General features: G+C 60.5%; 25 protein-coding genes. 12 read left to right on the top strand and 13 right to left on the bottom strand.

The annotated features are described in order from the left end of the window. Positions 1-5: 5 nt before the first annotated feature. Positions 6-779 (bottom strand): putative hydro-lyase, encoded by a 774-nt coding sequence (locus tag HDE75_RS01175; protein ID WP_183679222.1) that lies wholly within the window; start codon positions 777-779, stop codon positions 6-8. 164 nt (positions 780-943) lie between these two features. Here HDE75_RS01175 and HDE75_RS01180 point away from each other — a divergent pair, with 164 nt between their 5' ends. Beyond that, complete coding sequence (locus tag HDE75_RS01180) at positions 944-1,879, top strand: LysR family transcriptional regulator (RefSeq protein ID WP_183679223.1); 936 nt, start codon at positions 944-946, stop codon at positions 1,877-1,879. On the opposite strand, the gene HDE75_RS01185 is transcribed toward HDE75_RS01180, so the two are convergent. After that, positions 1,858-2,310, bottom strand: a complete 453-nt coding sequence (locus HDE75_RS01185; protein WP_183679225.1) for a hypothetical protein — start codon at positions 2,308-2,310, stop codon at positions 1,858-1,860. The two genes, HDE75_RS01180 and HDE75_RS01185, sit on opposite strands and share 22 nt — an antisense overlap. 124 nt (positions 2,311-2,434) lie before the next feature. Here HDE75_RS01185 and HDE75_RS01190 point away from each other — a divergent pair, with 124 nt between their 5' ends. Continuing rightward, entirely contained in the window at positions 2,435-3,523 is a 1,089-nt protein-coding gene (locus HDE75_RS01190; RefSeq protein WP_221291728.1) for an acyltransferase family protein, read from the top strand. A 40-nt stretch (positions 3,524-3,563) separates the two neighbouring features. Here the strand turns inward: HDE75_RS01190 and HDE75_RS01195 are convergent, their stop codons facing one another. From HDE75_RS01195 to HDE75_RS01205, 3 genes are read right to left on the bottom strand one after another with little or no spacing between them, the layout of a single operon-like run. Further along, the gene (locus HDE75_RS01195; RefSeq protein ID WP_183679227.1) at positions 3,564-3,953 is read right to left on the bottom strand and encodes a tautomerase family protein; all 390 of its coding nucleotides are present in this window, start codon (positions 3,951-3,953) and stop codon (positions 3,564-3,566) included. 31 nt (positions 3,954-3,984) lie between these two features. Beyond that, positions 3,985-5,151, bottom strand: coding sequence for a YbfB/YjiJ family MFS transporter (locus HDE75_RS01200; protein WP_311735142.1), 1,167 nt, complete (start codon positions 5,149-5,151; stop codon positions 3,985-3,987). Next, the gene (locus HDE75_RS01205; RefSeq protein ID WP_183679229.1) at positions 5,148-6,023 is read right to left on the bottom strand and encodes a LysR family transcriptional regulator; all 876 of its coding nucleotides are present in this window, start codon (positions 6,021-6,023) and stop codon (positions 5,148-5,150) included. The genes HDE75_RS01200 and HDE75_RS01205 overlap by 4 nt, the downstream gene beginning before the upstream one ends. Positions 6,024-6,108: 85 nt before the next feature. On the opposite strand from HDE75_RS01205, the gene HDE75_RS01210 reads away from it, so the two are divergent. From HDE75_RS01210 to HDE75_RS01220, 3 genes are all read left to right on the top strand, one after another. Continuing rightward, the gene (locus tag HDE75_RS01210; RefSeq protein WP_183679231.1) at positions 6,109-7,170 is read left to right on the top strand and encodes an NAD(P)H-dependent flavin oxidoreductase; all 1,062 of its coding nucleotides are present in this window, start codon (positions 6,109-6,111) and stop codon (positions 7,168-7,170) included. A 281-nt stretch (positions 7,171-7,451) separates the two neighbouring features. Then, positions 7,452-7,835 (top strand): nuclear transport factor 2 family protein, encoded by a 384-nt coding sequence (locus HDE75_RS01215; protein ID WP_183679232.1) that lies wholly within the window; start codon positions 7,452-7,454, stop codon positions 7,833-7,835. Positions 7,836-8,007: 172 nt separating this feature from the next. Further along, the gene (locus HDE75_RS01220; protein WP_183679234.1) at positions 8,008-8,535 is read left to right on the top strand and encodes a nuclear transport factor 2 family protein; all 528 of its coding nucleotides are present in this window, start codon (positions 8,008-8,010) and stop codon (positions 8,533-8,535) included. A gap of 34 nt (positions 8,536-8,569) precedes the next feature. Here HDE75_RS01220 and HDE75_RS01225 read toward each other — a convergent pair whose 3' ends face one another. From HDE75_RS01225 to HDE75_RS01235, 3 genes are all read right to left on the bottom strand, one after another. After that, positions 8,570-9,355 (bottom strand): hypothetical protein, encoded by a 786-nt coding sequence (locus HDE75_RS01225; protein ID WP_183679236.1) that lies wholly within the window; start codon positions 9,353-9,355, stop codon positions 8,570-8,572. A gap of 61 nt (positions 9,356-9,416) precedes the next feature. Next, complete coding sequence (locus HDE75_RS01230) at positions 9,417-10,037, bottom strand: ParB-like protein (RefSeq protein ID WP_183679238.1); 621 nt, start codon at positions 10,035-10,037, stop codon at positions 9,417-9,419. 49 nt (positions 10,038-10,086) lie between these two features. After that, positions 10,087-11,739 carry a SulP family inorganic anion transporter gene (locus HDE75_RS01235; RefSeq protein ID WP_260174204.1) on the bottom strand — a complete coding sequence of 551 codons (1,653 nt, stop codon included), beginning with the start codon at positions 11,737-11,739 and terminating at the stop codon, positions 10,087-10,089. A gap of 220 nt (positions 11,740-11,959) precedes the next feature. Between HDE75_RS01235 and HDE75_RS01240 the strand changes: the two genes are divergently transcribed. From HDE75_RS01240 to HDE75_RS01250, 3 genes are all read left to right on the top strand, one after another. Continuing rightward, entirely contained in the window at positions 11,960-12,793 is an 834-nt protein-coding gene (locus HDE75_RS01240) for an HDOD domain-containing protein (protein ID WP_183679242.1), read from the top strand. A gap of 99 nt (positions 12,794-12,892) precedes the next feature. After that, a complete protein-coding gene (locus tag HDE75_RS01245; protein ID WP_221291730.1) occupies positions 12,893-13,342 on the top strand; it encodes a hypothetical protein in 450 nt (149 codons plus the stop codon). Between the two features lie 2 nt (positions 13,343-13,344). Then, positions 13,345-14,229: a DUF2145 domain-containing protein gene (locus HDE75_RS01250; protein WP_183679390.1), complete on the top strand. Its 885-nt coding sequence runs from the start codon at positions 13,345-13,347 to the stop codon at positions 14,227-14,229. Here the strand turns inward: HDE75_RS01250 and HDE75_RS01255 are convergent. Continuing rightward, positions 14,226-14,795, bottom strand: coding sequence for a flavin reductase family protein (locus HDE75_RS01255; RefSeq protein ID WP_183679244.1), 570 nt, complete (start codon positions 14,793-14,795; stop codon positions 14,226-14,228). The two genes, HDE75_RS01250 and HDE75_RS01255, sit on opposite strands and share 4 nt — an antisense overlap. Positions 14,796-14,981: 186 nt before the next feature. Between HDE75_RS01255 and HDE75_RS01260 the strand changes: the two genes are divergently transcribed. Both HDE75_RS01260 and HDE75_RS01265 read left to right on the top strand, forming a co-directional pair. Beyond that, positions 14,982-16,028 (top strand): hypothetical protein, encoded by a 1,047-nt coding sequence (locus HDE75_RS01260; RefSeq protein WP_183679246.1) that lies wholly within the window; start codon positions 14,982-14,984, stop codon positions 16,026-16,028. Positions 16,029-16,045: 17 nt separating this feature from the next. Next, positions 16,046-16,345: a PAAR domain-containing protein gene (locus HDE75_RS01265; protein ID WP_183679248.1), complete on the top strand. Its 300-nt coding sequence runs from the start codon at positions 16,046-16,048 to the stop codon at positions 16,343-16,345. A gap of 1 nt (position 16,346) precedes the next feature. Here HDE75_RS01265 and HDE75_RS01270 read toward each other — a convergent pair whose 3' ends face one another. The 3 genes from HDE75_RS01270 to HDE75_RS01280 are packed head-to-tail and all read right to left on the bottom strand — an operon-like array spanning position 16,347 to position 20,193. After that, entirely contained in the window at positions 16,347-17,042 is a 696-nt protein-coding gene (locus HDE75_RS01270; RefSeq protein ID WP_183679250.1) for a Fe2+-dependent dioxygenase, read from the bottom strand. Positions 17,043-17,049: 7 nt separating this feature from the next. Continuing rightward, on the bottom strand, positions 17,050-17,793 hold the full coding sequence (locus HDE75_RS01275; RefSeq protein WP_183679252.1) for a tetratricopeptide repeat protein: 744 nt from the start codon (positions 17,791-17,793) through the stop codon (positions 17,050-17,052). 3 nt (positions 17,794-17,796) lie between these two features. Beyond that, positions 17,797-20,193, bottom strand: a complete 2,397-nt coding sequence (locus HDE75_RS01280; protein ID WP_183679254.1) for a TonB-dependent receptor — start codon at positions 20,191-20,193, stop codon at positions 17,797-17,799. Between the two features lie 181 nt (positions 20,194-20,374). Between HDE75_RS01280 and HDE75_RS01285 the strand changes: the two genes are divergently transcribed. Together HDE75_RS01285 and HDE75_RS01290 are read left to right on the top strand one after the other, a co-directional pair. After that, complete coding sequence (locus tag HDE75_RS01285; RefSeq protein ID WP_183679256.1) at positions 20,375-21,097, top strand: response regulator; 723 nt, start codon at positions 20,375-20,377, stop codon at positions 21,095-21,097. A 20-nt stretch (positions 21,098-21,117) separates the two neighbouring features. Further along, positions 21,118-22,527: an ATP-binding protein gene (locus HDE75_RS01290; protein ID WP_260174205.1), complete on the top strand. Its 1,410-nt coding sequence runs from the start codon at positions 21,118-21,120 to the stop codon at positions 22,525-22,527. Here the strand turns inward: HDE75_RS01290 and HDE75_RS01295 are convergent. Continuing rightward, entirely contained in the window at positions 22,524-23,552 is a 1,029-nt protein-coding gene (locus tag HDE75_RS01295) for a zinc-dependent alcohol dehydrogenase family protein (RefSeq protein WP_183679260.1), read from the bottom strand. The two genes, HDE75_RS01290 and HDE75_RS01295, sit on opposite strands and share 4 nt — an antisense overlap. Between the last annotated feature and the right edge of the window lie 26 nt (positions 23,553-23,578).

Consider the following 23,578-nt stretch of genomic DNA (forward strand, 5'->3'; position numbering starts at 1 on the left):
TAAAATTAAAAAGCTGCCAAGGAAGAATTGAGTACATCTGTGACCAGCATGTAGCCCGGCTGATGGGTGATCACCAAAGGCAAACGGGCGTGGCGTATGGCTTCCTGCGGTGTCACGCCGCAGGCCCAGAACACAGGGATTTCATCGTCCATGATCTCGACGGCATCGCCATAGTCGGGCTGCAGAATGTTGTTGACACCGATCAGGCGCGGATCGCCCAGATGCACGGGCGCGCCATGAATAGCCGGATAACGGCTGGTGATTTGCACGGCGCGGATGGCGTCAGCCGCCTTCATCGGCCGCATCGACACCACCATTTCACCGCCAAACGGGCCGGCCGCGTGGTTGCTGATATTCGTGCGGTACATGGCCACGTTGCGCTGCTGATCCACATGGCGCAGACGGATGCCCGCATCCATCAGCATTTGCTCGAACGAGAAAGAACAGCCGATGGCGAATACGACAAAATCGTCGCGCCACAGATCGTGCAGCGCGTGGACTTGTTCCGCCAGTTCACCATGGCGATAGATGTTGTAGCCGGGCACGTCACTGCGGATATCGAGGCCGGCGCCCAGGCTGTCCAGCTGCCACTGTCCCGGTTCACCGACTGCCAGCAATGGACAGGCGCGCTGGTTGCGCTGGCAAAACAGTAAAAAATCATGGGCTTGTGCCTGGGGCAGGATGACCAGGTTGGCCTGGGCATAGGGGCCGCAGTAACCGGCGGTCGGCAGGCGAAAGGCGCCGCTGCGTACTTGTTGCCTTAGTTCATTTGGTGTCATGGCTATTTCACTCAACTTCGCTAAATTCATCATGAAAAAAATGTATGAGTTAAGAATAAACTTGAATAACCCTACCGACTATCTAGTTATTTTTGTCGTTGCCGTTTAGTTTTTCTTATCGGTCTGCGCTATCCTGGTGCGAAGGGTTAAGGTATTCTTGTTGCATGAATACCCGATTCCTTGAAACCTTTGTCGTGCTCGCCCAGCTACGCAGCTTTCGTGCCACGGCACGCGCCTTGCACGCCACGCCGGCCGCAATTTCCTTGCGTATCAAGACGTTAGAGGAGGAATTACAGACAGAATTGATTGACCGGCAAGGCAAGGAATTTCGCCTGACGGCCAACGCCGAGTACCTGCTGGGTCATGCGAAAGCCGTGGTCGACGCCACGCGCCGGTTGCAGGCGGCGGCGCACAAAGATAGTGCGGTGCGCGGCCGGCTGAGGCTGGGCGTGATCGAATCGGTGGTGCACAGCTGGCTGGCGCAATACATCCGCGAGCTCAATGTGTTGTATCCGGAGCTGGAAATCGATCTCACGGTAGACATGAGCAATCTGCTGGAGCGCCGCCTGCGCGCCCGCGAGCTGGACCTGGTGATACAGGTCGAGGGCGTGGAAAGCAAGGAAATCGTCTCGCAGGCGCTGGCTGCCTACCCGCTGCACTGGATTGCCCGCAGCGGCCTGGTCGATCCGCGCAAGGAAGGCTTGCATCAGCGCTTGCTACAGCTGCCCATCCTGACTTTCGGGCGCGGCACGGCGCCGCAGAGGGCGTTGGAAGAAATTCTCGGCAAGATGGCCAACCTGGCCATGGTGCCGCTGGACCAGACGCGCATCACTTGCTCGCCTTCGGTGGCGGCCATCGTGCAGCTGGTGAAAGACGGTTATGGGGTGGCGGCGATACCCAGCCTGTTCGTGGCCAACCACCTCGACAGCGGCGAGTTCGTCAAGCTGCCAGTGCAGCCGGAACCGCCATCGATCATCATCTCGATGTGCTGGCACTCGAATGCCGAAATGCTGGTGCACGCGGCAGCGAACGCGGCCCGCCAGGCCTGCGCCCGGTATTGCGCGCAAGTCGATCCACGCTATATCAAATCGCTGGGGTGATGGCTATCGTCTGAGCAGTATGCAGCCTTTGTACGGCCACTATCAGCACGATGGGTACCAAGTAATCCCCAATAAATTATTGTTATTTCTGGCTTCCACAAGTGGCGCACTGCAAGGCGGCCGGCGAGGCTTGCGCGCTGCTGCAGTGCCAGCACCGCGTCGCAACGAACGCTTTGCATCGCATCCACTTCTGTTCGCCATAAATTGACAATAATTTCCCGAGGATTACTTAGCCGGACGGCTAAAGGTAAAGCAACAACTTGCGCCGGACCAGTTCTGGATATGAGCGCTTGTACGTCTTTACGAAGCCGCATCAATCCACTTGCTTCATCAATCTCTGCCACTTTTTTCGTCAGAAAATTCAACTGACTGTTGCCGTATAGCCGATGATAGAATGCGTCACTTAATTTATTCTGACCGCTCAGCAACATTCATAAATTATCATTTTTGCATTTTCATTGCGGCCAGAATGAATATTTATGCAATTTCAAATATAAATTTTTTGAAAATCATTTTTTTGATTTTCAGAATGAATTTTAGCAGGAGTAAGTATTGATGTCGGAAAGAATGGTATTTGCCCATCTCCTTAGAGGTATAGGCTCAATTTTCGTGCTTATTTCTCATTATGTCGGCATTTTCTGGATCATGCATCCAGACATTTCCAACCTGATGGGTGCGCCGGTCATTTCAAATTTCCCACATTTGACGTTTCCTCTGAATGTGATTGCAGACTACTGTATTTTTTTTGGACAGTTCGGTGTAGGAGCTTTTTTCATTTTAAGTGGTTTTGTCATTCCATTTTCCCTAAAAAATACCGGCACAGGTGAATTTCTTTTTCGCCGCGCCATACGGATATATCCCGTATATATTGTTGGATTCTCACTGGCGGTGATGGCGATTTTCATTTTATCGTACTACACAGGATCTTCATTTAAATATTCAATTGGCGATATTCTTGCACATTTTGGCGTCATCACACGCGCCCCAATGGATGTTGTCCGCATCGATGGCATCAGCTGGACGCTTGAAGTCGAAATATATTTCTACATCATCATGGCTATTGCAGGATCAGTCATATTAAATTTCAACGTCAAAGGTTTTTTTGCAACCACACTCCTGATTGCCTGTATTTGCGCCTACTATTTACGTGGCCCGGAATATCTTATTGGTGTGCAAATTGGATCGGGACTGCTATTATTGTTGGGAATAGCATACTATTCTTTCTTGAGTGGCAAAATATCGAGGAAAAATCTGATACTCATTGAATTATTGATTTTCATATCAATCATGATTCTTTGGCTGGCAGTGACAAAGCGCGCAAGCTATACCATACAGTGGATGGCAGGCTACCTGGTGGCAATCTCTATTTTCCACATAGGTTTTGACTTGAGAAAGAAAATTCGTACAAATTCCATTCTTTCACATTTTTCGGATATCAGCTATCCACTTTATGTGGTGCATGCCCTGTTTGGCTATACAATAATGTATGTATTGGTAGACAAAGGAGCCGGGGTTTATTTGGCCATCACGACTGCCACAATTTCATCCTACCTTATTGCAGTGATGATTCATGTTTTCGTGGAAAAGCCGACGATGGCGCTATCCAAGTCCAGGGGGCGTACCTTATTTACATCAAAACCTTAGCCTTACTTTAATCTAGCCTGTGACAAGTGCAATCAAGGTATTACAACTCCTGCGTCAAAAACTGCGCCCTTCCCCGCCCGAATGACCAATCGGCATCTGTGTTTTCGACCAGCGAGACGATCAGGTCATCGGGAGACAAGCCGCAAGCTTCTTGTAACTTCTGCGCCAGCAAATCGTAGAAAGCCACTTTTTGCGCCTGCGGCCTGGGCCGCGAAACCACCGTCAGCAAGACGACGGCTGCGGTTCGCGTATAACCGAGTCCCGTATCTTCCAGTATCAGTTCGCCCGGCTTATGTTGCGTGACGGATTGATAACGGTCGCTGGCGGGCACGTCGAAAGCCTGGACCATCGCGGCGTGGGCGGCGTCCAGCAAGGTGCGCAGCTCGGTGTCGCTGCGGCCCTGGATCAGGTCGAATTTCAGTAATGGCATACAGATTGTCCTTTTAATAGAGAGGGTTGGATTACAGGCGCAGGCTGACAAGGATGGCCAGCAGCAGCGCGCAAGCGGCCGCCAGCAAGGAACTGCTGAAATTGTGATGCTGCTTATACAGCGCTTCGGCCAGCACAGGTCCGGTGACTTGGCCGACGCCATACACCAGGGTCATGATGGCCACGAGTTTGCTGCCTATTTTGCTGGCCATAGCGCGGGCGGCCCGCTGCGCGGCAGGCATGGCGATGGTTGCCGTGCCCATAAAAGTGCCGCCAACCAATAAGGCGCTGAGGATATAACTAGTGGCGGACGGAACCAGCGCCGGCAGCGCCACGCCTATGGCTTGCAGCAACAGGTTGAGCCGCAGCACCTTGCGCGTGCCGTAGCGCTCATGGGCGCGGTACCACAGGAAACAGGAAGGGGCGGCGCTCAGGCCAAACACGGCCCACACGTGGGCGGAATTCAGATCGGGCAAAGCCAGCTTGACCAGCACCGGCAAATACGTCGCGGTAACGATGTAGCCGAGCCCGGCCAGGCCATAGATCAGTACCAGCGGCCAGGCCGCCACCGGTGCCTGGCTGATTGATACGGGCTTGAGCAATGCATCGAGCGTGCCCTCGCCGCTGGCGACGATGCCGGGCGCGGCCAGCAAACCCAGCACCAGGGTGACGCCACACAGCATCAGCCACATGCCGGTGCTGTGCAAACCCAGGTGGGTGGCCAGCACCAGCAATTCGGCCGACAGGGCGATGCCGATGCCCACGCCCGCGTACAGCAGCGGCGCGCCGCTGCCATGCTTGCGGTGTTCCAGCAGCCACAAGGAGGCGGACACCATGGACAAGGCGCTGAAGAGACCCGCCAGGCCACGCACCGTCACGATCAGCCAGACCGGCATCGGCAAGGCCAGTAACCCCAGGCAGGCTACCGTCCCGATGACCGACCAGACACATAGCTTGTGCGCGCCGCGGGCATGCGCACGCATGGAGAGGATGGCGCCCAGCAAATAGCCCGCATAGTTGGCCGAAGCGGCCAAGCTGCCATCATGCAAGCTCAGCACACCTTCATCGACCATATGCGGATAGATCGCCGTAAAGGCAAAGCGGCCAAAACCCATGCCGATCGCCAGGATCATGGCCGCCTCGATGGCCGAACGCAGGCTGGCCCAGTGTGCGGGCCTATGCCCGGCAAGCGCGCTCACAGCGCCACCTCATTGATTTCCTGCAGCAAATGTTGGAAAGCGGGCACGTCGAATCCCGCGCGCCAGACCAGTAAGGTATCGGCCTGCCCTGCCGGCAAACTCTTCAGCGATGCAGGCGCATTGGACAGCTTGAGCACGCTGTCGGGCAACACGGTCACGCAGGCGCCGGCGGCCACGCAAGCGATCATGATGTGATACGAACTCATCTCATGCACTTGCCAGTCTGTGGTGCCGGCAATTTCCAGCTGCTTTTCCGCGATGCTGCGATAGGTACAACCTTGCGGGAAGGCCGCCAGCGAGCGCGTGCGCACCTGTGCAGCACTGTGTGCATCCGCTTCGCTGGCGGGCAATAGCAAGCGCAGCTCTTCACGCCACACGGTCTTGCTCGCCAAACCCAGCTCTTCCAAGGCACCGGGTGATTCAAACGATGGCGGCAATGCCAAAAAGGCGCAATCGAGCAGGCCCGTACGTACTTGTTCCAGCAAGGGGCGCGACGGCGCCGTGCTCAGTTCCAGGCGCGTGGCTGGATGGTAGGCGTGATAGGCCGCCAACAATGCAGGCAAGCGGCTGGCGGCCGTACTTTCCATGCTGCCGACACGCAAGGTGCCACCGTCGCGCCCGCCCGTGACGACATGCCGCGCTTCTTCTTCCAGCGCCAGCAGGCGCTTGGCATAATCGAGAAAGCGCTCGCCAGCCGCCGACAGGGCCATGCGCTTGTTGGTCCTGACGAAGAGCTCGGCACCGATATCGGCTTCCAGTTGCTGGATGCGCGTGGTGACACTGGACGCCGCGCGGCCCAGCCTGGTGGCCGCATGGGTGATGCTGAGCTCACTGGCGACCGAGCAAAATATCCTCAAGGATTCCAGGTCCATCGCATTCTCCGTTTAAAAATGATTGTGCTATTATATTCGAATATTGCGAATAATTTCCAGCCATCATTCTCAACGAGGAAATACCATGAACACCTCTCAGCACTTTCTTGACCGGCTCTCGATCCAGTTTCCCATTATCCAGGCGCCGATGGCTGGCGTGTCCACGCCGCAGCTGGCTGCCGCTGTTTCGAACGCGGGGGGCCTGGGGTCCCTGGGCATAGGCGCCAGCACGGTTGCGCAGGCGCGCCAGATGATAGAAGAGACGCGCACGCTGACTAACAAACCTTTCAACGTGAACGTGTTTTGCCATGCGCCGGCACAACGAGATACTCCTCGCGAAGCGGCCTGGCTAGCCCATCTGGCGCCCTTGTTTGCCGAGGTGAAGGCAGCCCTGCCCTCTAGCCTCAATGAAATCTATCAAACCTTCCTCAGCGATGAAGAAGTGTTGGCATTGCTGCTGGAGCAGCGCCCGGCCGTCGTCAGCTTCCATTTCGGCTTGCCACCAAGCGAACATATCGCCGCCCTGCGCCAGGCCGGCATCTACACCATGGCCACCGCCACCAACCTGCACGAAGCGGCGCTGATCGAGCAGGCGGGTGTCGACGCCATCGTGGCGCAAGGGGTGGAAGCGGGCGGCCATCGCGGCAGTTTCGATCCGGAAGCCATCGACGAGCGGCACAGCACCCTGGTACTGCTAAGGCTGCTGGCCAGCCGCAGCAAATTGCCCATCATCGCGGCCGGCGGCATCATGGATGGGCAAGGCATCCGCGCCGCGCTGGCTGCGGGCGCTGTAGCAGCACAGCTGGGCACGGCATTCATCCTGTGCCCAGAATCGGCGGCCAATGCCAGCTACCGCAGCAATCTGCAAAGCGAACGGGCAGCGGCCACGCGCCTGACCAGCACCTTCTCGGGCCGGCTGGCGCGTGGCATGGTCAATCGTTTTATCGAATATGCCGAAGCAGCAGGCAGCCCACCGCCAGCCGCCTATCCGGTCGCCTACGATGCGGCCAAGCAATTGAATGCGGCTGCAAGCAAGCTGGGCAACAGCGAATTTGCCGGCCAGTGGGCTGGCCAAGGGGCGCCCTTGATCCGTGACATGCCAACAGCGCAGCTTGTTGCAACCCTGGTCAGGGAAATAGCAGGCTGATTCTTGCCTCAGCCTGGCTTTCATCGGATGGCCAGGCAACTCAGCCCTTGATTCCTGTCGTCTGTCGCATTCCCCATAGGATCTAATTGCTTATTTCATACAATCCTTCAGCTCAGCATTCCCAACCTGCCCTGAAGGATAGATTTATGTGGAAATTGGTCTCTGCCCGCAACTGCCTGCTTGTACTATCGGTCGCAGCCCTGGCTGCATGCACAACGGCCAAAGTGCACCAGCAAACATTCTCCCAGGCGCCAGAACAGTTAAAGCAGCAAATTGAACAGATGGACACAGCCTTGTTCAGCGCGTTCAACACCTGTGACGTAGGGCGTTTTACAGCACTGCTGACGCCCGATGTCGAGTTTTACCATGACGAAAGTGGCCGCATGTTATCGGCCCAGTCCCAGGCGGAAGGCTTGAAAACAAGCTGCGCCGAACAGGTAAGCAATGGAGTACTGCGGCGGGAATTGGTCCAGTCCAGCCTGGAGGTCTACCCGATAGGTAATTACGGTGCGGTGGAAATAGGCACTCACAACTTCTACCGCACCTTACCGGGCAAGCCGGAAAAACTGACCACGGTGGCCAAGTTCGTCCATATCTGGCAGCAGGATGGCCAGCAATGGCGCGTGTCACGCATCATTAGTTATGCGCATTCGGTGCCGAACTAAAGTACCAAGCGCATATTTTTGCATGACGGCACGGGGCATCATGCGGGGCACATGCCAATCTCGTCCGGAACGCGTTCCGGCATGCACGGTGCTATGCTAATTGACGCAATTTATCTTGCATTCTAGCAATCAATTCCAAGATAATGTTTTCACATTCTCTTAAAGGTTACCCATGCGTTTTATGTCCTCGGCTTTCCTGTGCACATCCCTGTTATTGGGCGGCGGTACCGCGGGCGCGGCCGACAATGTGCCAGCTTATATCGGCAAGTATGTCTCGACGCCGCAGGATACACGGGCGATCAACAAGGTGATTGAAGACTTCCAGACCGCGATCAAGACCCGGGACCGCAAACTGCTATCGACACTGGTGCTCAATTCGAACATCCTGTTCGACTCACCCATGAGTCCTGACGATATCGCCTACGTGCGCGACAAGCATGACGTCACGTTCGACGGCCTGCGCGCTGGAGGGTACGGCGATTTCGCGCGCCTGGTCGGCACGTCCAAGGTAGCGATCGAGGAAAAATTCTACAACGTGAAGATCACCCAGGACGGCAACGTGGCGTGGGTGATGTTCGACTATGAATTCGTGCGGGAAGGAAAAACGCAGAACTACGGGATTGAAACCTGGCAAATGATGAAGGTGGGCGATGAGCAATGGAAAATCGCCAGCGTGATGTGGACCATGAACCGGCTGTAACAATGCCCCGGCACCTGTGCACGCAAGCGTCTGATTATGGCAACTTGTGCCGGAAAGTCGGTTCAATATGGCGCGCATGCAGCCAGCGCACGATATCTTCCAGGGTGGCGTCCTGCAGCAGCAAGCCTGGCGATGCGAGGGGGGCTGCTGCGGCTACACGGGGAGACACGACCGGCTCAGGCGCCAAACCCGCATGCTGGTTCAATTTGGCCAGCGCCTGGACAAACTGCGCGGGCGCAATGCTGCGCAGACTTTCCAGGAAACCCAGTTGCGCGGCCGGCGTGGGCGGCATGTCCAGGCCGGGCTCGTCGGCAAACGCAGCGCCCATGCCAGGGTGGATAAAGGCGGCCCACTTGCCCGATGGCTGCAGGCACGGCGGCAATTGCGCCTGTTCCAGGTAGGCAGGTGGCGCCACGGCGAGAACATCGGTCGAAGCTGGCAAAAAAGTCGAGCGCAGCAATTGCACAAACTGCTGTGCCTGTACCAGCGCCACGGGAGTGGCCAGCGACAGCCATAATTGAAACGCCGTGCCCGAGATGCTGACGGCCGGCGCCGGCAAGTCCAGTTCGTGCTGCAGCGCATTGGCAATCGTGCACAACGCGGCCCAATGTGCTTCGCCGCCACCCTTACCGCCAAATTCCATCACCAGCGCGCGGACCAGGCCGCTATCGCTGACCAGCTTGACGGCCACCGTGTGTTCGCCCGACAGATGGCGCGCCAGCACGGCCGGCGTCAGCGCATGGCTGCTGCCATCGGCTTCCAGATAGCGCTGCTCATCGAACAGATACAGGCGGTGTAATTCAGAAATCAGTTTATGCATGGTCGGTCCCGTAACACCGCTGGCAAGCTTGCCAGGGTGCCGCGATTATAGCCGAGCAAGCTCAGCCTGGCGGCACCACGCCAGTCCAGCCTGGCAAGTAGCGCGCCTGCTGTGTGCTCGCCAGTTTCATCGCCTGATCCAGCGCCTTGCTGAAATTTTTCTGCAGGATGGCCGGCGCGATGCGGCTGCGGAAAAAATCGGCCCACAGGAATTCGCTGAATGGCGTCACGTCCTTGGCATACCCCCCGGCGCTGCGCAATTCGCCGGCCAGGCTGCGGTAGGGATCGTCCTGCAAGCCGCTCAAATGGTGGGGCACGGCGGAAAAATCGCGGCGCAAGCCTTCGCTGTCGTAGGGATGCACCCACTGGTGGTGGTCCATCACATGCCAGAAATGCAGCGGTTCCAGCCAGGACAAATCCTTCAATATCATCAGCCGCACGCTTTTCACGCCTTCCTGGTGCAGCGCCAGGCCGAAATGGTGATGGTCGACGATGTAATGGCGTCCTTCCGGACCGATAATGCTGGGAAACCAGTGATCGGACAGCGCCGTTATGCGCGCCTTCCTGCCCAGGCTGGCCCAGCGCTGGCGCTTGAGCGCGACTTCGGCCATGCCGACGGTAATCTGCGTGGGCAGCAGCTTGTTCAGCCTTGCCTTCACCAACTGCGGTTTTGCGCTTGTCATGCCAGCTCCTCGACGGCTTCAGTTGCCTGCCAGCGTAGCATAATCGCGCTCAATTTTCATGCAATGTGGAATCAACGGAAGCGAGCAAACGCACCGCTTCGGCTACGCTCAGCTCGCTCAAGACCAGCGCCTGGGGGCTCTCGGCCAGCAAATCCTGCATGGCAGACTGCAAAAGATCGAACACGGGTTCCTTCAGCCGCGCCAGCGCCAGCCGCAAGCCGCGTTGATGGACAAACAGGGCAAAGTCGCGCAGCGCTTCCACGCTGCTGCCATCGAGGTCGGGCGACTCTTCCAGGCTCAGGATGAGCTTGCGGACCTGGCTGTCTTCCAGCATGGTGCGCGCCAGGTGCAGGCTGCGCTCGGCATTAACAAAGAACAGCGGCTCATCGACCCGCAAGATCAGCATGTCCGCCGCTGCCCTGGCCGTGGGATGTTGTGCCAGCTTTACATAATCGTGGCTGTCACCCAGCCGGCCCAGCACCGACAAGCCCGGTTGCGACAGCCGGCGCAGCATCAGCGCCAGGCTGATGGCAATCGCCACCAGCAAGCCATCGAGCACGCCAAACAGCAGCACGCCGGCAATCGCCACCAGCACCAGTAGCCGGTCGCGGCGCCAGCTGAAATACGGTTTTAAGGCTACCGGATTCAAGGTATGGCTGACGGCGTGGATCACCACGGCAGCCAATACCGGTACGGGTACCAGCGCTACCAGGGGCAGCATGGTCAGCACGATCAGGCCAACCACGACCGCCGCCACCAGCCCGGCCAGGCGCGACGTGGCGCCAGCGGCGTCGTTGGCAGAGGTGGCCGAATAACCGGCGCCCACCGGCATGGCCTGGAACAGCCCGGCCACCACGTTCGCCAGACCCAGCGCCAGCAAGTCGCGCTCGGCGGCGACCGTATCGCCATGTTTCAGGGCGAAATTGCGGATGGAGCCATACGATTCCGCATATAAAATCAGGGCCAGCGCAAACGCCAGCTCGGCCAAACGCGTCCATTCGGCCTGCGTCAGTTGGGGAAACACCGGCATGGCCAGCGTCAAATCGATGTGCCCCACCAGGGACACGCCGTGGCTGGATAAATCCAGCCAGCGCCCGGCAGCGATGCCCAGCGCGATAACGATCAGGCCGGCAGGCCAGCGCTGCCAGCGCCTGAACACAAACAGCAACAGCAGCGCCAGCGCACACACGGCCGCCCCGGTCCAGTTCCACTGCCCTGCACTAGCCAGCAAATCGGGCAGCAGATGCAGCAGATCGCTGTGCGCCGGCTGCACGCCTAGCACGCTGGGCAATTGCTTGACGATGATGACGATGGCCAGGCCGAAGGAAAAACCGCGCAGCACGGGCTTGGCGATGAATTCCGTGATGCTGCCCAGCCTGGCCAGCCAGGCCAGCAAAAAGAACGCGCCGGTCAGCATCACCAGCCCCGCCATCAGCATCAGCTTGTGGCCCGCCGTGCCGCCCGATAAGGAAGCCATGGCAGCGGCCAGCACTGCGGCCGAAGACGAGGTGGCAGAGACGATGGCAAAGCGGCTGGTGCCCAGCAAGCCATACACTAGCAGGCCGACGAACAGCGCCAGGATGCCGGCTTGCGGCGACAGATTGGCAATGCTGGCATAGGCCACCGCTTCGGGTAGCAGCAAACCGGCAATCGACAGGCCGGCGCTGGCGTCTTGCCAGCGATTGGTAGACATACTGGCCATGGCGTTCATCGTGACGGTCCTTGTCAGGTGTGTTTGCCTGCCATGATGGCGCAAAGCGCGGCCGGGTGCAGCAAGAATTTCTCCGCTCATTCCTAACGAATCGCGGGAAGTAGACGAATTGATATACAGTTGGTTTCAGTTGGTTTCTTTTCAGCACTATTCAGATAGGGCGTTGCATATGATGTTTTTCTTTTCTCGTTCAGGAATTCGCTAACCACTCATGCATGTTGACACTCTCAATAGCCTGGCCCTGCTGCTCGCCCGCGCCCAGGACGATGGCCTGACCTTTCCCACCAGCGTGAATGCGGCGCTGCGCCTGCAGCAGGCGCTGGGCAATGCCGATTTTCACGTCGCCGACATCCACCGCCTGCTGCTCTCCGAACCAGCCCTGTCGGCGCGCGCCGTGGCACTGGCCAATTCGGTGATTTTTACGCATGGCCGCATCCAGCCCGTGAGCAGCGTGCGCGCCGCCATCGAGCGCCTGGGGCAGCGCAACCTGCAATCGCTGGCGACGGCGGCCGTCATCCGGCAAATCCATACGGGCATCGCTGATGACCATCTGCGCACCATGGCCGCAAAATTATGGTCGCACACCGTGCATGCGACGGCGCTGGCGCACGACATCGCCCGCGCCGTGACAAAAACCGATGCCGATACGGCCATGTTTGCGGCCATCGTGCATGAAGTGGGCGGCCTGTACCTGCTGGCCGAAGCCGACAAGACGCCGGGACTGTATGAACAGCTCGATGGCCACATGGCGCCGGCGCTGGAAGTCATCACGCGCGCGCTGATGCGGCAACTGAGCGTACCGCCACGGGTGGCCGAAGCCATCGTGGCCCTGCCAGGCGCCACCATCATGCTGCCGCCCGCAGGCCTGCGCGACACGCTGCTGCTGGCCAAGGCGCTGGCCTGCGTGGTCTCGCCCTTGCCGCAAACGCCACGCACCGTCAGCGCGGAGCTGCAAGCCTACCTCGATTCCGATCCCGCACTGCAAGCGCTGCGCAGCGCGCCATCGCCAGAGGCGCAGGCGCTGATCACAGTGCTGCTGGGCTGATCTGCCAAGGTGATCTGCTATTATCCTGACGCCGGCATGCAGCAATGCGTCCGGCCTTTCGTCGATAGGGACATACAGGAATAGAGTAAGGACACCGCCTTGAAGACTACTTTACGCGTGCTCGGCCTGGCCGCAGCACTCACCATCGCTCATCTCGCCCACGCTGACAGCATCGTTTCCTCCGCTTCCAGCGCAGGCTCCGCCTCGAGCGGCAGCATCTCCGATTCGCTCAATGGTTCCAGCAATAGCTCGCGCCATGACCGCCGCGTGGCCAATGGCCCCTACCGCATCATCGACATCGCCGCCGTGCCTGGCCGCGACGGCATGACCCGTTTGACCCTGCAAGCCGAGGCACAGCAAGAGCCGCTGACGCTCGACCTGCCCAATGCGACCTTCGACAAGCAGCAGCTGGTCCAGGGCGACGCCGTGCATGCGCAAAACCGCGACTATGGCATCGAATTTGCCCGCAACGATAACCGCGTGGCCTTCTTCCTGGTGCTGGCCGACGACTGGTACGGCGAACTGGCAGCGCGTCCGGTCAGCATGTGAGGCTGCGTCCCCTTGCAGCGCTGCTGCTGGCCATTTGCGCCGGCAGCGTTTCGGCATCATCGCGCTTTTGCGACCGCTCGCAGGAACTCACCGCCACCGAACAAGACCGTCTATTGCGCTTTGCCGCCGTGGTGCGCCAGGAACTGGCGGCTACCGAAGGCAGCGTGGCCCTGATCAGCCGCTCTGGCCTGGACCTGTCCCGCTTCGGCATCCGTTATTCGCATGCGGCCCTGGCCTGGCGCCATGACGACGGCGCCTGGTCGGCGCGCCAGTTGTACTACGCCTGCGATGAAGGCCGGCCCCGCATCTTCGACCAGGGCACGGCCGGTTTCGCCATGGGCACCGACAATGCAGCACTCGGCTATGTCTCGCTGGTGCGCCTGCCGGCAGAAACGCTGGCGCCGCTGCGCCAGGCGCTGCTTGACCCGGCCCGCGTGCAGCATTTGCTGGCGGGCCGCTACAGCGCCAACGCCTATCCCTTCAGCCTGGAATACCAGAACTGCAACCAGTGGGTGGCGGAATTGCTGGCCGCCGCCTGGGGCGAACTGGCCGACGGCGGCGATTTGCGCGCGCGGGCCCAGGACTGGCTGCGCACGGCGTCCTACGCGCCCGACCCCGTGCAGATCAGTTCACGCTGGCTGATGTTCGGCGCCCTGTTCGTGCCCTTGATCCATCTGGACGACCACCCGAAAGTCGACGTGGCCACCCTGCGCATGCAAGTGAGCTTGCCCGCCAGCCTGGAAGCGTTTGCCCGCGTACGCCTGCCGGCCAGCGAAAGAGTGGAAATCTGCCACGATGGCAGGCAGGTAGTGGTGCACAAGGGCTGGTCGCCGATTGCCGATGGCTGCCAGCCTGGCCCCGGCGACCGCGTAATCCCCTTCGATTAAACCGTCAGCGACTCGCCGATCGCATAAAACTGGCCGCCGGCGATGTAATGCAGGCTGCGCAACGAAGGATCGGCGCTTTCAAAATGCCAGTGGCCATCGCTGAAGACGCGCGTGTCGGCCCAGGCGGCCACCACTTCGCCGATGAATAAATCGTAGGTATTCTGGTTGTGCGGTTCGGGGATCAAACGGCAAGCCAGCCATGCGGAACAGCCAGCGACGAAGGGCAGATCGTGGCCCTCCTGGCCGAACAATTCCACGCCGGCTCGGGCCAGCTTGTCCGGTTCATCGGCCAGGCTGCGGGTGCCCACGGCGTGGGTCAGCTGCAGCTGGGCCGCCGTCGGTACTTGAATCACAAAAGTCCCGCTGCCTTCGACCAGCGCGCGCGTGCTGGTCGCCTTGTCCAGCACCACCGTTAATTTTGGTGGCGCAAAATCGAGTGCGCAAGCCCAGGCGGCGGCCATCACATTATCCACGCCGCCATGGCGGGCCGAGACCAGCACCGATGGGCCGTGATTGAGCAGGCGATAGGCTTTTTCCAGCGGGACGGCGGCGATATGGTTCAGCATTTCTTCTCCTTGAGAGGGCAACAGCGCGATCATGATGAGCGGGCATTGTAATGCAAGGCGCCAGTGGCCAGCCATCAGGCCAGCGTCGATTCAAGGTGTTCTTGGCAAGCCCGATGTCAGTTATACTTTAGTCAAAACAACGCCAGCACACATCTTTTCTTTCTCTCTCCAAAGCGAAAAACAAGCATGAACCCTCCTTCCCCTACCCAATTAGCAGGCAGTAGTGTCAACGTACGCATCAACGCCGGCGGCAAAGTGCTCGATAGCAGCTATCAAGTAATATCAGTCGATATCTGGTCTGACGTCAACGAAGCACCCAGGGCGCGCCTGGTGATTGCCGATGGCAGTCCTGCCGAAGGCGGCTTCTCCATCAGCGACACAGCCGGCCTGATTCCTGGCGTGGCGCTGGAAATCAGCCTGGGTTACGGCAGTACGGCAACAGCCGTATTTACCGGCCTGATTTACCAGCAAGGCATATGCGTGGCACAGAATCGTCCTTCACAGCTGGTGCTGGAAGCGGCGGGCGACAGGCGCCCGGTAGCGCCACCCGATACCAGCGCGGAACCTGTGTTGATACTGGCGTATGGCGACTCCATTCTCGATTTTCGCGGCGAGATAGACAGCAATACCGTGACCTCCCCGGCCAGGATACGCGGCGAAGTGCGCTTCCGGGGCAGCGCACTGGCCACTGCTGGCGCCACGGTCGCATTGGCTGGATTGGGCGACCGCTACAACGGCCCTGTCTATGTCTCGGGCGTACATCAGCAGGTGAGCGAAGGTCATTGGAATACGTCCATCAAGATCGGTCTGCGTGAACCGCACACGGGCAGCGCCGGCAAACCAGACGAGATCATCACCCGCGGCGGGCTGCGTATCGCCCTGGATGACGACAATCACGCAATCGAGATTTCCACGCCAGCAAAGCACAGCGTGCGGCTCGACGACAAGACTGGTGCGGTCACGGTCAAGGATGGCAATGGCAACACCATCACGCTGGCGTCTGGCGGCGTCACTATCGACAGTACCAATACGATCACCTTGAAGGCCAAGGGTGACATCGCTCTCAACGCACAAGGCATGCTCTCGCTGAACGGCGCGGCTGGCGTCAATATCACAGGCGCGGCGATTCAGGCCTCTGCCAGCACCAGCTTTACAGCGCAGGGGGGAGCTGAGGCGAAACTGAGCTCTGGCGGCGTGGTGACGGTACAAGGCGCACTCGTAAAAATCAACTGAGCACCCAGGAGCCTGCCATGCCATTCGCCGCCCGTATCACCGATTTCCATACATGCCCGATGCTCACGCCAGGCCTGCCGCCTATCCCGCATGTCGGTGGCCCCATCACGGGACCAGGCGTACCCACGGTGCTGATCGGCGGACTGCCAGCCGCCTGCCTGGGAGATATGTGCGTCTGCGTCGGCCCGCCCGACAGCATCATCAGGGGTTCGGCCACCGTGCTGATAGGCGGCAGGCCGGCGGCGCGTCTGGGCGACAGCACAGCCCATGGCGGCAGCATCGTACTGGGCCTGCCCACGGTCCTGATAGGTGGCTAGGCTAGCCCTGCCCCCACATGCGCAGCAGGTTGTGATACGCCCCCGTCAGGCCCAGCACGGCCGGCGCCTGGCCATCTTGCGCAGTGGCCCGCAGCAGCATCAGGTCGCGGTCCATCTGAAATAGCAAGCGGCGCTGCTCTTCGCTGCGCACCATGCTTTCGATCCAGAAGAAACTGGCGTAGCGCTGGCCTGCAGTAACAGGATTGACCCGATGGACCTTGTCGGCCGGGTAGAGCAGCATGTCGCCAGCCTTCAGCTTCACCTGTTCGTCACGCCAGCTGTCACAGACCACCAGTTCGCCGCCCGCATATTCTTCAGGGTCGCTGAGAAACAGGGTGCACGACAAATCCGTGCGCACCCGCTCGCCATCGGGCAGGATGCGCATCGCCACGTCGACGTGGTCGTCGAGATAATCGCCAGGCTGGTCTTCACTGCCCTGGTAGCGGCTGAACATGGGCGGCGCGATACGGCGCGGCAGCGCAGCCGAGAAAAACAGCTGGTTGCGGCGCAAGGCGTTCAACACCAGTTGCTGCAATGGCTGCGTAGCTGCTCCCTGCGATGGCAGCTGGCGGTTGCGCTTGACTTGCGCCGGCAAGCTGCCCGAGGTGGCGCGGCCATCTTCCCAGTCGGCAGAGTCCAGCATGGCGCGCACCCGGGCCAGTTCGGCCGGATCGAGCACGGAGGTCAGGTTTAACATGGTGTTCCTATGGTTGAAATGGCGCTTCTTCGGACAGCGCGCGGATGACGGCCAGCGGCGAGATCCGCAGCCATGACCGCAGGTTGGCCATGAAAGCAGGCGTGGCGCTGTCGGGGATGCGGCGCAGCCAGGCCAGCGCCTGCTGCGGTTTGCCCTTGTCCAGCAGCAGCCGCGCATGATTGAACTGGCCGCGAAAGTCACCGCCGACGGCCGCCGCGCAGTAATACACGGCCGCCTGGGCCAGGTTGGCCGGCATTTCCCAGCCTTCTTCGTAAAAGCGGCCGACAATATTGATGGACTTGGCATGCCCCTGCCCTGCTGCCTGGCGGTACAGCACCAGCGCGGCGGCGCGGTCAGCAGCGATGCCCTTGCCGCTCATCAGCAGATTGGCCAGGTTGTAGCAGCCCCAGTCCAGGCCCAGGGTCGCGGCCTGGCGATACCAGTACACGGCCAGCTGGGCGTCAACCGGTACGCCCCAGCCGTTCTCCAGGCAGCGCCCCAGCATGTTGATGGCCTCGATATCGTCGCGCGCAGCCGCCTGGCGGAACCAGTAGACAGCATGCTCTGCATCGGCCGGCAGACCATCGCCGGTCAGCAGGCGCTGCGCGAGGATGGCTTGCGCGCGCGGCACGCCCTGGCGGGCCGCCGCTACCAGCCAGGGCAAGGATTGTTCCCCTGCCTGGGCCAGCATGGCGGCCCAGGCATCCGCCGGCAAGGCCGACAACTGGGTCACGCTAACGATAGCGTCCATCTTTTAGAAACTCAGGTCTGCGCTAAGGCTGACGCTGCGGCTGGCGCCCGGCACGCCGTACAGCTGGAAGCCGTCCAGCGAAGAACCGATGCGTGCCCAATAAAACTTGTTGGCCAGGTTTTGCACATTCAGGTTCAAAGCGAGGCGCTCGTTGACGCGGTAGCGGGCGGCCAGGCTTTGCACCCAGTACGACGGCGCTTTTTCCGTGTCGAACACGTAGACGGGCGCCTTGCCTGCCGGGCCATTGACGGTGCTGCTATTGTTGTTCAAGCCGCCGACATAGGCATTGTCCGAATAGCGGCGCTCGCCCACATACTGCGCGCCATAGCTCAGCACCAGGCCCTTGGCCGCTTCATACGAAGTCCAGATATTAAAAGTCAGGTTGGGCACGTTCTTCGCTTCGCTGCCTTCGTTGATACCCTTGGTCTGCTTGCTCATCAAACGCGACATGCCGCCATACACGGACCACAGCTGCGTGATATTGCCCTGCACGCCCAGTTCCGCACCCTGCACACGCTTGGCCGGCAAGGCTCTGACCGGAGAGACATCGTCATCGCCGTATTCCCACGAGTCAGTCACGGACGTGCGGAAGATGGCGCCTGTCAGCGCCAAACGGTGCTGCAGCACATCCCATTTGCCGCCCAGTTCCATGGTCTTCGAGGTGGCGGGCGAATAGGCGGAGGCCGCAGCCGAACCGTAAATCGCATTATTGGTCGACGCGCCCAGCGCCGATGGCTGCGCCGCCTGGGCGTAAGCGACGTAGATATTGGCTTCATCAACCGGCTTGTACATGGCGGCCACCCGGCCGCTGACGGCGCCAGCGCTGCTGCTCGAGGTATTGACGCCCAGCGTGGACGTATCGGCCTTCCAGTGGTCATAGCGCAAGGACGCCACCATGCGCCATTGCGGCGTGAAGCGGATGGCGTCCGTCACATACACACCCGCATTGCTGACGACAGACTCCAGGCCCGCGCTGCCCTTCACGGTTGGCACGCTGCCATGCACCACTTGCGGGTTCGCCATGTTGAACCACAGGGTGCCGACGGGCGCGTTGACGGTGCGCTGCAAGTCGCCATAGCTTTCGCGGTACAGGTCCAGGCCTGTCACCAGTTCGTGATGCACAGGGCCCGTATCGAAAGCCACGCTGAAGTCAGTCTGGTTGGCTGCGATTTTATAGCGCTTCGACGTGCCAAAGTCGCTGCCGCGCAGCACGCCATACGGCTGCGTGAAATCGGCAAAGTTGGTGTAGGAAGCAATGCCCGCCACTTTCGTCAAGCCTCCCAGACCCACATAACCGAGCGAAGTGCCTTGCGTGGTGCCGTTCGCGTTTGCTGCATTGAAGCGGGCTGGCGACAACACGGACAGATTGTCCGTCAAGGCCCAGCGCGACTGGTTGCGGATTTTCACACCCGGCGCGAAATCATGTTCCAGCTTCAGGGTGAACGAGTCGGCCGTGGTTTGCTGCGTGTAGGCGTCGCTGCCGAACCAGGCGCTATGCGGTACATTCGCCATGGGCTGGCCACCGGTGCCACGCTGGATCGGCAAGCCGCCATCGGGCACGTTCTTGTCTTCCTGGTGGAACAGGTCGACATAGACGCGCGTCGGGCCGTCCAGGCCCGTGACAAACGATGTCGCCAAACCCTGGCGATTGTTATTGGTCACATCGCGGCCCGGCACATCGTTCTTTTGTTTCATGACGTTGAAACGCAAGGCGCTGCCTGCGTCCAGTTGGCGGTTCAGGTCGGCCGTCACGCGGCGGTAGGCGGCGCTGCCCACGCCCACCGACACGTTGTTGCTGTTGCCCAGTTTGGCTTCCTTGCTGACCAGGTTGACGGTGCCGCCCACGGCCGAGGTGCCCGATTCGATCGAGCCGGTGCCCTTGAATACCTCAACCTGGTCCAGGTTGAAGGTGTCGTTACGGCTGGACATGCCGGCGTCGCGCATGCCATCGACCGTCAGGCTTTGTTCGGACGAAAAACCGCGGATGGTAAACAGGTCGCCCCAGCCCAGGTTGCCCTCGCCCGAGGTAAACGTGATGCCGGGGACGTTTTTCAGGATGTCTTGCAGGTTTTGCGCATTTTGCTCCGTCAGCACTTCACGCGGCACGATGGTGATGCTTTGCGGCGTGTCCAGCAGTGGCTGGGCAAACTTGGCTGAACTCAGGTGCTCGGGCTTGTAGGCCGGCGCCTCGCGCTCGGCCTTTACCACCACGGCATTGAGCTGCTGCGGTTCAGTCGCAGCCGTGGCGGCAGCATCGGCATCGGCTGCCAGCGCAGTGCCAGTGGCGCCCAGGGACGTGACGGCCAGGCCGACGGTGGCAGACAATTTTCCATACTGTGCAAAAAGCGAGGCGATGGTATCGGCGGTCGTGCTGCTGTTATCTGTGCTGCGATGACGCATGGGGGATCCTCTGTAAATTGTAATGATTCTCATCTACAGGCACTATAATGGCTGGCATATGGGGCAAGAACGGGGCAACAGCGCTGAAATGTAATGGAATGTGTTTACGCCACGGCAACGTCACATACGATTACAAAAAAATGTTTTTTAGAGAATGAGTTTAGCGAATGAGTACGGCAAGATGAAACGAGCGGATCAGGTGTTGATCGTCGATGACGACGAAGAAATACGGCAATTGCTGTCAGTGTATCTGGAGGGCGCCGGCTACCAGGCACACACGGCAGCCGATGGCGAACAGATGTGGCAAGTGCTGGCCAGCCGGCCCGTCGATCTGATCATTCTCGACCTGATGCTGCCCGGCGACGATGGCCTGGAACTATGCCGCCAGCTGCGCGCGCGGCGCAATATCCCCGTCATCATGCTCACAGCGCGCGGCACCCTGGTCGACCGCATCGTGGGCCTGGAAGTGGGCGCCGACGATTACCTGCCGAAACCGTTCGACCCGCGCGAACTGCTGGCGCGCATCAAGGTCATCATCCGCCGCGCCCGCAGTTTTCCGGAAAAGCAGGAAGCCGACCGCATTGGCACGGTGAGTTTCGAAGGCTGGCAGCTCGACACGCGTGCGCGCCAGATGCGCTCGCCGCAAGGCGTGACCCTGTCACTGGGTAGTTCCGATTATCTGGTGCTGCGGGCCTTGCTCGACCACCCGAAGCGCACCCTGAGCCGCGACTTTTTGCTGGCCGCCGTGTATGGCAAGGAAAGCCTGCCATTTGACCGCGCCATCGATGTGTGCGTCAGCCGGCTGCGCCAGCAACTGGGAGACAATCCGCGCACGCCGGCCCTGATCAAGACTATCCGCAATGGCGGCTATATGCTCAATGCCGACGTGGCTTACCAGGCATGAAGCCTGTGCTGAAACGGCTATTGCATAGCATATGGCCGCGCAGCCTGTCCGGGCGCCTGGCGCTGGTGCTGATCGTCGGCATGCTGGCGGCGCAGGCGCTGACGGGCACCATCTGGTACGACATGCGCTATGGCAAAGCGATGGAAATCCCTACCCGCTTGGCCGCCACGCGGCTGGCCGACGCCGTGCGCATGCTCGACGCCGTGCCAGCCGCCAGCCGGCTGGCCATGTTCGACGCCATCAGCAGCAAGGATTTCAAGGTCAGCGCAATAACTGGTCCCTCGCCCGTGTCACCGGCCCTGGCCCGCAACGCCCTGTTCAGCAGCGAACTGTTTCTCGACGTCTTGCGCCAGCGCCTGGGCGATAAAAACGATGAACTGTCGCACCATCAGGTGCGGGTACTGAATATCCACCTGACCCCGGCCGAAACCGGCCAGGATCGCTGGTTTTCACTGCTGCACGATGCTTTCCCCTCCGGTCACTTTATCGTGCAACTGCGTTTGCACGACGGCCAGTGGCTGCAAGCCGAAGCGCTGGAAGGCCAGGCCGGCATGAGCACGGCGCCGCGCGCGGCCGCCATCGATTACCTGCTGCGTATTTATCTGCTGCGCATCGCCGCCGTGATCCTGCTGGCCTGGCTGGCCGTGCGCCTGGTGATGCAGCCGCTGGGCAGGCTGGCCGCTGCGGCCGACAAGCTGGGGACAAATATTTTCAGCCCGCCACTGGCTACCAACGGCCCCACGGAAGTGCGCAAGGCGTCGCAGGCGTTCAACGCCATGCAGCAGCGCTTGATCGACAATATCGCCGAACGCACGCGCTTCCTGGCAGCCGTCTCGCACGATTTGCGCTCGCCCATCACGCGTTTGAAACTGCGCACCGAACTGCTGCCCGGCGAAGCAGACCGTATCAAGTTCCGCCGCGACCTTGATGAAATGGATGCGCTGGTGGGCGCCACCCTGACCATGGTGCAGGATAGCGGCTTGCATGAACAGCAGCAAACGGTGGATATCGACAGCCTGCTGGCCAGCCTGTGCAGCGACTTTGCGGAAACCGGTGGCAAAGTGAGCGTGACGGGGCAGGCCGCGCCCTTGCCCGGCTACGCGCGCAGCCTGAAACGCTGCCTGCAAAACATCATCGACAACGCCATCCGCTACGGCGGCGCAGCCTATGTCCAGGTGCGCGATGAAGGCGGCAAAGTCGTCATCAGCATCAGCGACGATGGCCCCGGCATCCCCGCAGCGCTGCTTGAGCGGGCGCTGGAACCGTTTTACCGGCTCGAAACCTCGCGCAATGGCACCACCGGCGGCTTCGGCCTGGGCCTGTCCATCGCGCAAACGGTAGCACAGGCCCACCACGGGGGACTGCGTTTGCAGAATGGTGCGACAAAAGGCTTGCTGGTGACCTTGAGCCTGCCGCGCGAGGCTACTTAATCTGCCCGAATAACGATCTTGCCAAATGCGCCGCGTCGCACATGGGCCAGCGCCTGTGGCAATTCATCGAACGCGTAGCTGGCTTCGATCACGGGGCGGATAGCCAGCACATCCACGGCCCGCACCAGGTCTTCCAGCGCGCGGCGCGAACCCACGGCGATGCCCGTCATCGTGGCGCGGCTGGCCAGCAGCGCCATCACGGACAGGCTGAAACGGTCATCTTCGAGCAGGCCGATAACGCTGATCCGTCCACCCTGCGCCACGGCGCGCAAGGAGTGCTCGACATTCCCGCCACCCGCCATTTCCAGGATATGATCGGCGCCACGCCCGCCCGTCAGGACCAGTACTTCGCGCTCCCAATCCGGTGTCGTGTGACGGTTGATGCCATGGCTGGCGCCCAGCGCAATCGCCTGCGCAATCTTGTCATCGCTGCCGCTGACGACGATCACGCGCGCGCCGTGGGCGGCCGCCAGTTGCACCGCAAACAACGACACGCCACCCGTGCCCTGCACCACCACACTCTGGCCCGCATGCAGCTGGCCCTTTTCAATCAGCGCCATCCACGCCGTCAAGCCGGCCACCGGCAAGGTGCTGGCTTCCTGCGCGCTCAAGGAGTGCGGCGCATGCACATACCAGTCGGCCGGTTCCACCACATGGCGCGCCAGTACGCCAGGCAGCGGTCCGCCACGCACAGGCGCCACCGACCATGGCAGCGACGCGCCATCGCGCCAGCCGGGAATAAATGCTGACAGCACGCGGTCGCCAACTAGAAAGCGGTTCACGCCCTCGCCCACGGCAAGCACGCGGCCAGCCAGGTCGGACGCTGGCGTGAAGGGGAACTCCAGGGTGGAGCCCATGCCATTGTCTATCACTTCCACATCGCGGTAATTGAGCGACACGGCCTCGGTAGCGATGACGATTTCGCCCGCCTTGGGTGCCGGTAGCGGCGCCTCGCGCAGCGCCAGTTTGTCAATGCCATAGCCGGCGAGTTCCCAGCGTTCGGTGGTAGTAGCAAGCGTGTTCATGATCAGCCTTTCAGTAATAATGGAGA

Origin of the sequence: Janthinobacterium silvisoli (genome assembly GCF_014200725.1) — a bacterium.
GTDB lineage: Bacteria > Pseudomonadota > Gammaproteobacteria > Burkholderiales > Burkholderiaceae_D > Janthinobacterium.